The sequence below is a fragment of the Pseudomonas sp. NPDC087612 genome, from assembly GCF_044743505.1.
GTDB lineage: Bacteria > Pseudomonadota > Gammaproteobacteria > Pseudomonadales > Pseudomonadaceae > Aquipseudomonas.
The window spans coordinates 39,852-49,269 of sequence record NZ_JBIUWO010000013.1 but is presented as its reverse complement, the minus strand read 5'-3'; the positions used below and the strand labels follow the sequence as shown (position 1 = coordinate 49,269).

General features: G+C 59.3%; 22 protein-coding genes. 19 read left to right on the top strand and 3 right to left on the bottom strand.

Annotation, left to right across the window (positions count from 1 at the left end; translation table 11 throughout):
* Positions 1-72 precede the first annotated feature (72 nt).
* The 15 genes from ACIOVF_RS24175 to ACIOVF_RS24105 all read left to right on the top strand — a co-directional run bounded on the left by ACIOVF_RS24175 (position 73) and on the right by ACIOVF_RS24105 (position 6,685).
* Positions 73-282 carry a hypothetical protein gene (locus ACIOVF_RS24175; RefSeq protein WP_093382431.1) on the top strand — a complete coding sequence of 70 codons (210 nt, stop codon included), beginning with the start codon at positions 73-75 and terminating at the stop codon, positions 280-282.
* 28 nt (positions 283-310) lie between these two features.
* On the top strand, positions 311-517 hold the full coding sequence (locus ACIOVF_RS24170; protein ID WP_093382436.1) for a hypothetical protein: 207 nt from the start codon (positions 311-313) through the stop codon (positions 515-517).
* A gap of 19 nt (positions 518-536) precedes the next feature.
* Complete coding sequence (locus ACIOVF_RS24165; RefSeq protein ID WP_093382440.1) at positions 537-737, top strand: hypothetical protein; 201 nt, start codon at positions 537-539, stop codon at positions 735-737.
* A 108-nt stretch (positions 738-845) separates the two neighbouring features.
* Positions 846-1,598, top strand: coding sequence for a phage antirepressor KilAC domain-containing protein (locus ACIOVF_RS24160; RefSeq protein WP_401293046.1), 753 nt, complete (start codon positions 846-848; stop codon positions 1,596-1,598).
* On the top strand, positions 1,598-2,377 hold the full coding sequence (locus ACIOVF_RS24155; protein ID WP_401293043.1) for a DnaT-like ssDNA-binding domain-containing protein: 780 nt from the start codon (positions 1,598-1,600) through the stop codon (positions 2,375-2,377). The genes ACIOVF_RS24160 and ACIOVF_RS24155 overlap by 1 nt, the downstream gene beginning before the upstream one ends.
* Positions 2,374-3,135 (top strand): replication protein P, encoded by a 762-nt coding sequence (locus ACIOVF_RS24150; protein ID WP_401293040.1) that lies wholly within the window; start codon positions 2,374-2,376, stop codon positions 3,133-3,135. Before ACIOVF_RS24155 ends, ACIOVF_RS24150 begins: the two co-directional genes overlap by 4 nt.
* Complete coding sequence (locus ACIOVF_RS24145) at positions 3,132-3,326, top strand: hypothetical protein (protein ID WP_401293036.1); 195 nt, start codon at positions 3,132-3,134, stop codon at positions 3,324-3,326. The genes ACIOVF_RS24150 and ACIOVF_RS24145 overlap by 4 nt, the downstream gene beginning before the upstream one ends.
* Positions 3,326-3,643, top strand: a complete 318-nt coding sequence (locus ACIOVF_RS24140) for a hypothetical protein (RefSeq protein ID WP_401293033.1) — start codon at positions 3,326-3,328, stop codon at positions 3,641-3,643. Before ACIOVF_RS24145 ends, ACIOVF_RS24140 begins: the two co-directional genes overlap by 1 nt.
* A complete protein-coding gene (locus ACIOVF_RS24135; RefSeq protein WP_401293030.1) occupies positions 3,640-3,816 on the top strand; it encodes a hypothetical protein in 177 nt (58 codons plus the stop codon). The genes ACIOVF_RS24140 and ACIOVF_RS24135 overlap by 4 nt, the downstream gene beginning before the upstream one ends.
* Positions 3,813-4,259 carry a hypothetical protein gene (locus ACIOVF_RS24130; protein WP_401293028.1) on the top strand — a complete coding sequence of 149 codons (447 nt, stop codon included), beginning with the start codon at positions 3,813-3,815 and terminating at the stop codon, positions 4,257-4,259. The genes ACIOVF_RS24135 and ACIOVF_RS24130 overlap by 4 nt, the downstream gene beginning before the upstream one ends.
* The gene (locus ACIOVF_RS24125) at positions 4,252-4,722 is read left to right on the top strand and encodes a hypothetical protein (protein WP_401293025.1); all 471 of its coding nucleotides are present in this window, start codon (positions 4,252-4,254) and stop codon (positions 4,720-4,722) included. Before ACIOVF_RS24130 ends, ACIOVF_RS24125 begins: the two co-directional genes overlap by 8 nt.
* Positions 4,719-5,315 (top strand): recombination protein NinG, encoded by a 597-nt coding sequence (locus tag ACIOVF_RS24120; RefSeq protein ID WP_401293022.1) that lies wholly within the window; start codon positions 4,719-4,721, stop codon positions 5,313-5,315. Before ACIOVF_RS24125 ends, ACIOVF_RS24120 begins: the two co-directional genes overlap by 4 nt.
* A complete protein-coding gene (locus ACIOVF_RS24115; protein WP_401293019.1) occupies positions 5,312-5,458 on the top strand; it encodes a hypothetical protein in 147 nt (48 codons plus the stop codon). The genes ACIOVF_RS24120 and ACIOVF_RS24115 overlap by 4 nt, the downstream gene beginning before the upstream one ends.
* The gene (locus tag ACIOVF_RS24110; protein WP_401293016.1) at positions 5,455-6,132 is read left to right on the top strand and encodes a hypothetical protein; all 678 of its coding nucleotides are present in this window, start codon (positions 5,455-5,457) and stop codon (positions 6,130-6,132) included. The genes ACIOVF_RS24115 and ACIOVF_RS24110 overlap by 4 nt, the downstream gene beginning before the upstream one ends.
* 82 nt (positions 6,133-6,214) lie before the next feature.
* Positions 6,215-6,685 (top strand): hypothetical protein, encoded by a 471-nt coding sequence (locus tag ACIOVF_RS24105; RefSeq protein ID WP_401293013.1) that lies wholly within the window; start codon positions 6,215-6,217, stop codon positions 6,683-6,685.
* 242 nt (positions 6,686-6,927) lie between these two features.
* On the opposite strand, the gene ACIOVF_RS24100 is transcribed toward ACIOVF_RS24105, so the two are convergent.
* Together ACIOVF_RS24100 and ACIOVF_RS24095 are read right to left on the bottom strand one after the other, a co-directional pair.
* Positions 6,928-7,329, bottom strand: coding sequence for a type II toxin-antitoxin system HicB family antitoxin (locus ACIOVF_RS24100; RefSeq protein WP_258663685.1), 402 nt, complete (start codon positions 7,327-7,329; stop codon positions 6,928-6,930).
* Positions 7,330-7,366: 37 nt separating this feature from the next.
* Entirely contained in the window at positions 7,367-7,549 is a 183-nt protein-coding gene (locus ACIOVF_RS24095) for a type II toxin-antitoxin system HicA family toxin (protein ID WP_016715573.1), read from the bottom strand.
* 133 nt (positions 7,550-7,682) lie between these two features.
* Here ACIOVF_RS24095 and ACIOVF_RS24090 point away from each other — a divergent pair, with 133 nt between their 5' ends.
* From ACIOVF_RS24090 to ACIOVF_RS24075, 4 genes are read left to right on the top strand one after another with little or no spacing between them, the layout of a single operon-like run.
* On the top strand, positions 7,683-7,871 hold the full coding sequence (locus ACIOVF_RS24090; RefSeq protein ID WP_401293010.1) for a hypothetical protein: 189 nt from the start codon (positions 7,683-7,685) through the stop codon (positions 7,869-7,871).
* Positions 7,872-7,926: 55 nt separating this feature from the next.
* Positions 7,927-8,472 (top strand): hypothetical protein, encoded by a 546-nt coding sequence (locus ACIOVF_RS24085; protein WP_401293007.1) that lies wholly within the window; start codon positions 7,927-7,929, stop codon positions 8,470-8,472.
* A 56-nt stretch (positions 8,473-8,528) separates the two neighbouring features.
* On the top strand, positions 8,529-8,852 hold the full coding sequence (locus tag ACIOVF_RS24080; protein ID WP_258593563.1) for a peptidase M48, Ste24p: 324 nt from the start codon (positions 8,529-8,531) through the stop codon (positions 8,850-8,852).
* Position 8,853: 1 nt separating this feature from the next.
* Positions 8,854-9,117: a hypothetical protein gene (locus tag ACIOVF_RS24075; RefSeq protein WP_258593561.1), complete on the top strand. Its 264-nt coding sequence runs from the start codon at positions 8,854-8,856 to the stop codon at positions 9,115-9,117.
* 39 nt (positions 9,118-9,156) lie between these two features.
* On the opposite strand, the gene ACIOVF_RS24070 is transcribed toward ACIOVF_RS24075, so the two are convergent.
* Positions 9,157-9,393, bottom strand: a complete 237-nt coding sequence (locus ACIOVF_RS24070; protein ID WP_401293002.1) for a hypothetical protein — start codon at positions 9,391-9,393, stop codon at positions 9,157-9,159.
* Positions 9,394-9,418: the final 25 nt, after the last annotated feature.

Here is a 9,418-nt window from a genome sequence, read left to right as displayed (position 1 = left end):
GTCTGTTTAGATAACTTGCGCTTTTCTGTTAACATTTCTAAACTCGGCAGCAGTGAAGTGGAGAAACCTTAAATGACCTATGACCAAGCCCTGCAGTTCTTCGGCACGCCAGGCGCCATCGGTGAAGCCCTGCGCGTCACCCGTAGCCGCGTTTCGCAGTGCCGATCTGCCGGTGGCTTCTCCTACCCAATGCAATGCGTGTTGGAGAAGGAGTCCGCCGGAATGCTCACCGCGAGCCGTAGCGACGACCCTGCCAACTCGACCAAGCAAACCGCCGCCTAATCCATCCAACCGCAAGGAGCAGTAACTCATGGGCTTCAAAGACCCAATGACCCAGCGCCGTGACTTGGCCAGAAAGGTTCGCCTTTATCCATTGCTCGATCGGCAGCTTCAGCGCGCAGCTCACAAAAGCCGCCGCGAGTACGCGACATACCTTTTTGAAATGCTCGAGTGGGCCGCCGTGAATGGTGGCATCGAAGCCCTCATGCCCGACGACCTGAAGGATATCGCGGGCTAGAGGCCCTCAGGAGGGCACGATGGAATTTACAGAAGAAAACGTGCCGCCCGAGACCAGAGCCAAGATCCACAGCCTCATGAAGGCTAGAGGGTGGACGTTCGAGGAGGCGGTAAACGAGATCCTTCTCGAAGCGATCACCTCGGGGGCGACGGTCTTCGTTGGTAGGCGCAAGGCACCAGTTTTGACGCTGGTGGGACTGAAGAGACCCTCTACCGGATAGGTGAGGGTCTCAAGGCGGGCCTCAAGAGGGCCTCAAATTTCAGACACAAAAAAGCCGGGATTCCGCCCCGGCTCTCTGCAACACAAAACTCTGAAGGGAATTATGCATATGCAGACCCAAAGTGTACAGGCCCTCAAGCGGGCCGCGCCACAAAATGCGAACGGCGAAAACGTGGCGCGTACGATGAGCAGCATCGAACTGCGAGACCTCATCAACGATGCACGCTTTACCGCTGGCGAGCCAAAAGTCAGGAATGACCAGTTCCTTTCACGGGTCGAGGACGAGCTGGGCGATGAGCTTGAGGGGGTGCAAAAATATTACACCCCTGTTTACGGCAACCAAGTCGCCACCTACAGCCTGACGCTGGATCAATGCATGCTGGTTGGCATGCGTGAGTCGAAGGCTGTCCGTCGAAGTGTCCTGGCCAAGCTCAAGTCCCTCGAAGCGCCACGCGTCATTGCAACACTGCCGGACTTCTCCAGCCCGGCAGCCGCCGCCCGCGCGTGGGCTGAGCAGTACGAGCTGCAGCAGGCCGCCAACCAGGCCCTGGCAATTGCCGCGCCCAAAGCCGATTTCGTCGATCGCTATGTGGAAGCCACAGGCCTGAAGGGCTTCCGCCAGACCGCCAAGCTCCTACGGGCTAATGAGGCCCGCTTCCGCGAGTTCCTGCTCGACAAGAAGATCATGTACCGCATGGGCGGGGAATGGCAGGCGTACCAGCAGCACATTGACGCCGGCCGGTTCGATATCAAGACCGGCACCACCGATGGCGGCCACGCATTCAACCAAACCAAATTTACCCCGAAGGGCGTCACCTGGGTGGCCGGCCTGTGGGCTCAGTACAACCTGGAGGCCCAATGATGGCCCGCATTCGCACTGTCAAACCCGAGTTCTGGTCGAGCGAGCAGGTCATGTCCTGCAGCCCGCTGGCTCGCCTGTTGTTCATCGGCCTCTGGAACTTCTGCGACGACGGCGGCAATCACCCGCTGGCGCCCCGGACCATTAAGGCCTTGGTGTTCCCCGGCGATGACATTACCACCGACCAGGTGAGCAACCTGCTTGGCGAGCTTGAAGGCGCGGAGCTGACCCTGAGCTACTGGGTGGCTGGGAAAAACTACCTTCATGTCCGCGGCTGGAAGCACCAGAAGATCGAGAAAAAGAACTACAAATACCCCGCGCCACCGGCTGAATCTGGCGATGACTCGGAGAGCGGTCGTCGACAATTCACCGAGGAGTCGTCGACTGGTCGTCGAGCGGTTGACCCCGGAAGGGAAGGGAAGGGAATAGGAGAAGATCAACACAACACTCAACGCGCGGAGCAGGAAAATTCCGCCGACCCAAAGGCGCCCTGCGAAATGACCCTTGAGTGGGTGCCGGACCAGAAGCTCCTGAAGGCCTATGCGCACCGTATGGGTATCCCTGTTGACCACTTCTCTGCCGAAGCCACAGCCGCGTTTGTCTGTCACTACTCGGCGTCTGGCCGCATGGAGACTCAAGCGTCCTGGGTGAGCCTGTTGGTGAAATGGGTGAAGCGCGACGCAGTTGCTGGTAGCAATGTTCGCCAGTTCCCGCTGAAGCGCCAGGCGAATGGTCCTGATTTCAACAGCACCAGCTGGGCTGACGACCTGGGGGCGCTATGAGCAAGCCAAAGCCGCCGCAAAGCGCAACCCAGCTCATGGCCAAGGCCACCAACCTGCCGCCAGTCATTCCGGTCACCGCGCGTCAACTGCCGCCCGGCACAACCGAAGTGGTCAACGCCCTGTTCAAGGAGCTGCAGGCGATCTTCCCGGCGTGGAAGCAGGCCTGGCCAGACAACGAGGCGTTGAACGCAGCAAAGCGCAGCTGGGTTAAGGCGTTCATCGCCGCCGAGATCAACACCCTGGAGCAGATCCGCTATGGCCTGCTCAACTGCCGCCAGTTCGGCGGTGACTTCGCCCCGAGCGTTGGCAAGTTCATCAAGTGGTGCCAGCCGACGCCGGAGATGCTGGGCATTCCGTCGCACGACAAGGCATTCCGCGAAGCGCTGGAGAACTCGCACCCGAGCCGGGCTGACAATCGCGTCTGGTCACACCCAGCGGTGCGCCACGCCGCGCTGCAGTGTGAGCTGCACAACCTGGCTGACCAGATCTCAGAAAAGGCCAGCAAGATCTTTGACAGGGCCTACGACATCACCATTCGCCTGCTGGTGCAGGGCAAGCCGTTGGAAGACATCGCGATCGGCATCGGCCACGACAGCCAGAAGAGCGCCGCTGAGCTTGCCGAAGAGCATGCCAGCCAAAAGCAGGCCCGCCTGCTGGCGGTGCAGCAGATCCCGTCCGGTGCCGCCGCGTGCCGTGCGCAGCTGATGGCCAAGTTGAACATCAAGCGCGCCGGGCAGCCGGCCGGGGAGGGGGTGTGATGGCTACTCAAGAGCAAATCGACAAGCTGATGAGCGCCTGCGACTCATTCTGCCGTCTCTACGGGCGCCTCTGGGATCTCGTTGAGCCGGATGGCGCAGGCTTCCTCTCGCCAGAGTCGGTCAAGGACTACGACGCAATTCACGGGCGCATGCAGGCGGCGCTCGACGACATTCGCGGGGAGAAGCACTGATGGACACCAACAAGATGCGCGAGCAGTTCGAGCAGTGGGCCAAGGATCGATACAGCTGGCATCTGCATGACGATGCCCGTGATCCAGAAGATCGGACCCTCGCTAGCTGGAATGGCGATGCTTACGGCAACCGGATTGTTGAAGGCATGTGGCAAGCCTGGCAGGCCTCCCGCGAGGCCGTGGTGGTGGAGCTGCCGTCCGAGGACACCTGCAGGACCAGTACGTCGAAGGAGGAGGCAGCCCAAGACGCCTACAACCACGCCCTTGGTGAGTGCCGCTCTGTAATCGAGGCCCAGGGCCTGAAGGTGTCTCCATGAGCGACCTCGAACTGATTTTCGTGATCCTGGTGTGCTGGGCCATGGGCATGCAGCTGGGCTATGCCATGGGCTTCCATCGCGCCTGCAATCGCCTGATTCCAGAACTCAACCAAGAGCGTGAAACGGTGGCCCGACTGAAGATGCTGGAGCGCATGCGGGGAGATCAGCCATGACCATCGACAAAGCAAAGCTGATGGCGTCCGCCGAGCGAGCGGCATTGAAACAGCGCCCAGGGGTTTCGGATCCAATTATCTGCATTCCCGTTGCTGCGACCGACGTCCTGGCCCTGCTCGCGGAGATCGAGCGGCTGACTGAGCAGAATGAAAACCTCCTGGAATGCCGAAGCGCGGTTAATGCTTCTGTTGCCCTGGAGAACGAGGCGCTGCGCAAGGAGCGCGTTCCAGCTGGGCTCTATCGAGAGCTTGTAGCGCTTCGCGAACTACGCGACCAGGCCAAAAGTTATGTAGACGGCTACCTGCAGGACGAAGTCGAGGACGCCGATTCGTGCATCTCTGAAGAGCAGCACCTTTCGGCGGCGGCGCTGAGCGAGAGCCTGATGGATGCGTTTGAGGCGCACTGGGATGCGGCCATGGCCAAGGAGGTATCCCATGGCTGACCGCATCAGCGTCAACTGCCAGGCCAAGCTCTCCGAGGCTATCACCTGTCTGACCACCATGTTTCGCGACAAGAAGTTCGTGGTCGTCAGCCTTCGTCCTGGAAAGGACCGCACGCTTGACCAGAACGCCCTTTGGTTCGCGATGTACAAGCGCATCTCCGAAATGACCCAGATCGGCGACGCATCGGAGGCTCGCAAGTACTGCAAGCTGCACCACGGCGTGCAGATCCTTATCAACGAGGATGAGGACTACCGGGCAGCCTGGCACCGAACCACGAAGCACCTCAACTACGAGGAGAAGCTTGGCCTGATGGGCGACTGCAAGCTGCTGGGGCCGGACGGTTTCCCGGTTACCAGTCTCTTCAACCGCGCCCAGGGCATCGCCTACACCAACCGCATCGTTGCTGACTTCACCGCCCATGGCGTGGTCTTCGATGATCTGCTTAGCCAGGAGGCCGCATGATCGCCAAGCAACCGCGACCGAAGAAGTGCAAGAACCCGGCATGCGGCATCAGCTTCCCGCCGCGCCGCCTTGGCCAGGCCGTTTGCAGTCCAGCCTGTGGCTTGGCGATCAAGGACGTGAACCAGGACAAGGCCAAGAAGGCGATTGCCCAGCGCGTGCGCCGTGAGGTCCAGGTGCGCAAGGAGAAGCTCAAGACCCGCGGCGACTACATGCGCGAGGCCCAGGCTGAGTTCAACACCTACATCCGCCTGCGCGACCAGCACCTGCCGTGCATCAGCTGTGACTCGCTACCCAGCGATCACGACCTGATCACCGGCAGCCGCTGGGACGCCGGCCACTACCGCTCTGTCGGCGCCTGCCCGGAGCTGCGCTTTGAGCCGCTCAACGTGCACCGCCAGTGCGTGAAGTGTAATCGCAACCTGTCCGGTAACGCGGTCGAGTACCGCATTCGGTTGGTGCAGCGCATCGGTGCCGACCGGGTGGCCTGGCTGGAAGGGCCTCATCAGGCCTGCAAGCACACCATCGACGACCTGAAGGCCATCAAGGCCGAGTACCGGGCAAAGATCAAACAGCTGAAGGAGGCTGCAGCATGACCACACCATGGGCGTTTTTCATTCTGGCTGTGATGCTCGTGGCATCCGGCGCCGTGCTTGCCTGGGGCGCTGCAGTCGCTCGCAAGCGTAGTAGCGAAGAATTCATCTTGGGGAAATCCAAGCGGGCAGGGGGTGGGCAATGATCTATCAGAACGTGGTTTCCGCAGTAGTCCGGGCCCTGGCCGCCGAGACAATCAACAGCGCTGGCGGGTGCAATGTCGAGCCGCGCGTCCAGACCAGCAAGCTCAAGGGCGAAATTTCGGGGAAGGATGCGGCTCTGCTGGCCGACTCGATCGTGCACAAGCTGTTGCACGCCCAGCTCAGCCCGCGGCACTGGAACGCCCTGGTGGCGAAGTACAGCACGCACAGCGGCAGGAAGATCGACTCTATCGGCCGTCTCGTCTCGGTTGTATCAAGCCCGGCACCACTGCTCTTCACCCAGCGAGCGGTGCTGGTGTGGGCGGTGCCTCAGCAAGCCAAGGGCATTCAGCGAAAGGTGGTTGAAGTAAAGGCGCCCGAACTGCGTGAGAACGAAGAGGCCGGCCAATGGGATTGGCGGAACAAAGCCGCAGCTGCTGCAATCGAGCGTGCCAACAAGCATGCCCGGGCCGTGGCCGAAACGAAACCTGGTGTAATCGTTTTGTCCGAGTCGATCTACGACATGACCAGCTGGGATTCCCAGGGGCTGACAGAGCGCACCTATCAGCGCTGGAACAAGACAATCAAGGGCAATCTGGAGTCGATGGTGGATGAGGCTCTGGTCGAGGCGCAGCACATGCTCGAGGAAGTTGGAGTACTCACCGGCGAGGCGGCGTAAATGAGGCCCTCAAAAGGGCTTGCATGTCATGTCGCCATGTCGCATTATTAACCCATCCTGTCATTTCTGCGCGTGTTGAGGAGTGGCCAAAGAAGCCCGGCCATTGAGTCGGGCTTTTTGTTTCAGCGCTTCCTTGAATGGCGGAGCAGGGCTGTTAAAGTCTGCATCCTTTTTCGAGCCTGAGACGGATCTTATGCAACAGTTTTTCTCCAAGACCTTTGGTGGGCTGACGCCGAGCTACTACATTCGCCAACTGATCTTCGGATCTCTATTCGCAGCCTTCATCATTTTTATGAAGGCGAGGTCGCCAAGCGGCGTCACATTCGACGCGATTTCCTTGGCACTTGTCTGCACGCTGCTCTATCCCTACTCACGCTTCGTCTACGAGAGCGTCATTGGATACATCATGGGAAGCAACGTGTTCTTCGTGAATGCGGCCCTGATGTTAACTGTGAAGGTCATTACGATGCTTATGTGCTGGTTCTTCGCTATTTTTATTGCGCCCGTGGGCCTTGCATATCTCTACTGGCATCACAGTCGCCAGGCTTCCTGAGAAGTGTAGTGTTATCAAATAGCCCAGCCTTAGCGCTGGGCTTTTTCGTTTCTGCAGATGACGCACCCAGGCAGCCGGGCTAAGTCGGTAGTGGCGTCGATCAAAACCGTGCGCTCCCTGATCGGCTACGCGATGAGAGGCTGGGGTATGTAACCCAGCGATCCAGCCCATCAAGCCGGGTAAGCACCGGCCCTCTGCACCTATTCGAGCCTCGACGCTTGCCGAGGTTTTATCGCTTCTTGCTACTTGCCCAGCTTCTCCATGGCCGCGTCGGCCAGGAAAGAAGAGCGGCTCTTGACGTTGTGGTCGCGCACGTACCGGTCGATCCTCTGGATGACAAAGCCGGGCAGGGTCACGTTGACCTTCTCGGTCTTGCCCAGGTACGGCGTAATGTCTATCTCAATCATGCCCCAGCCCATATCCGCGAAGTCTGGATTGCTCCGGTGCGTTGCGGCAGTGGTCGGCATGGGGATGGCTTGGCCATTCGAAGCGATCTCCTCGAGCATGATGTGCGCGACCTCGACGGCGGCGGTGTAAGCCTCCTCGAAGGTGTCGCCTGCGGTTACAGCGCCTGGAATGTCCGGCACCTGGATGCCGATGGCGGTGTTTTCGTCGCCCCACTCGATACAGATTGGATATTGCATTGTCGTCTCCTGCGAAGGTGCAAAGGGTGAAGCCGGGTTATTTCAACCCGGCTCTTTCCTTGATGCTCTTTACCGTGCCTATCGGTAGGTCTTTCTTTGGGTGAGGCACTGGTATCGAGTTTGGGTTGTTGGGGTGCTTGAAGATGTGGTGGCTTCCAGTAACTCGCTTTAGAACCCATCCAGCCGCTTCAAGCTCCTTTATCAACTGCCTGCTTTGCACCTCCGTCTCCTTGTGTGGTTGATGGGGTAATTATACCTCTAGGCGCATAAAGTGTAAATAGTTTTGTGTGTCTGGGGTTATCTTTCTGCCTCGGCATGCTCCGGGGCTTTTTCGTTTCTGGCAGGCGAACCACATGAACGCTTTTCGTGAGTATCGGCGCCGCAACAAGTACCGCCTGTGTTTGATTGACGAGCTGTATTTCCAGCTCAATCTGGCGGAGCCATTTGAAGGGGCGCGTGTCCGAGCTGCCCGCATGAGGCATTTGCTGAAGCTCTTCAAGTACAAGCGGCGAGCCAAGGGCATCAGCCTTTCGCGTAGTTGAGACTATCCATACAGCCCTGGCATTCGCCGGGGCTTTTCGTTCCAGGAGCATGAAGATGAGTGACCAGTCACGGTTTCTGACTGCAGGCAAACTTTCGAGTACTTCTGGCCAGGTCGACATCGATCTCAAGACCGGGGCATTCACCATCAAGGCTCCGACCGGAAGCACGGTCATCGGTGACCTTGAGAAGGGCGACGTTACTGCCCGAATCGATGCCGAGCCTGCCGTCGAGCCACTGCGCCTTGGCGGCGTCACGCTCTACGGTGAGCTGGCCCGTAACCTGCGCGAAGTGCAGTCGATACTGGAAGCCCACGGCGCTGGTGAGTTGAAGGTGGTCAAGCCCAAGGTCGAAGAAGGTAAGGACTTCCTTGTTGTCGATGGGCAGATGTTCATCAGCCAGGCCTGTGTCGACGCTAGCAAGCTCGCAGCTGGATACGCCATCAAGACTGAAACCCTTGGCAACGGCCTTGAGGTTATGGCCGGCTTGGTCGGTTGCAGTCTAATCGATCCCTTGATGCTCAAGATCACCGATCCAGCTGACGCTATCCGCCAAGTCATCCGCGAAGAGCTGCGACCAGGTGGCATGCTGAACTCCCGCTAATCCTGCTGCACCTTACCCGCCTTGAGCGGGCTTCTTTTTTTCATGGAGCACCACCTATGGCCGAGCCAACAAGCGCCGCCGCGAGCGTAGTGCTGGGCAAGTACGGGGTGGTGATGGCTGCATTCATCGGCTCGATTCTCTCGCTTGGCTTTCTGAAGGACCTGACCCGCTTCCAGGCCGCGACTGCTGTTGCAACTGGCTTCGGCTTCTCGGTTTACCTGACCCAGCCTGTCACTGCCTGGCTTGCCCCCAAGCTTGAGCTTGCGGTGACCGATGACCTGCTGTGCGGCGTAGCCTTCGTGCTGGGCCTTACAGCCATGAACATCATCCCGGCAATCAAGGCTGCCATGGGGTCGTTCGTCGCGGCGCGAGGTGCCTGATATGAACAGCATCCTGGTTTCAGCGCTGACCGCCCTGGACGTGTTTCTGTGCGTTCTGGTGGTGGTTGCCGCCTGTGACTACCTGCGCAAGGTTCGCCCGGCTGACCAGCCCTTACTGAGCATCGCCTTCTACCTGGTGGCCATCGGTGGGTTCGGCGCATTCGTCACCGCCCTGCAGGGTCACTGGGTAAACCCATTTGGCGCGATGCTTCACGCGGGCGTGGTCGCCTATGCCTGGGCCCGGCGCGGCCATGTGTTCGGCTGATTCGCGCCACAAATTCAAGGTGCGCCGTTTTGTGACGGATCACTCACTCCTCAACACTGGGAATAACTCAGTGGGATTGCGCGATTCCATGTTCATCTTTGCGCACGCCGCACCTGCCAGGCCTTTGTTTGCATAGCTTGGCTTGAGTCGCACCTTTTCCCGGTTGTCGTAAACATCAAAGCCGCCCGACAGAGTAGTGGCGTAGAAGCGACCACCTGAATGAAACGACTCCGTTGCTATTGGAACAGCTGGAACGATAACGAATCTTGGTTGCATTTTTTGTGCCTCCCCAGGCAGAGAT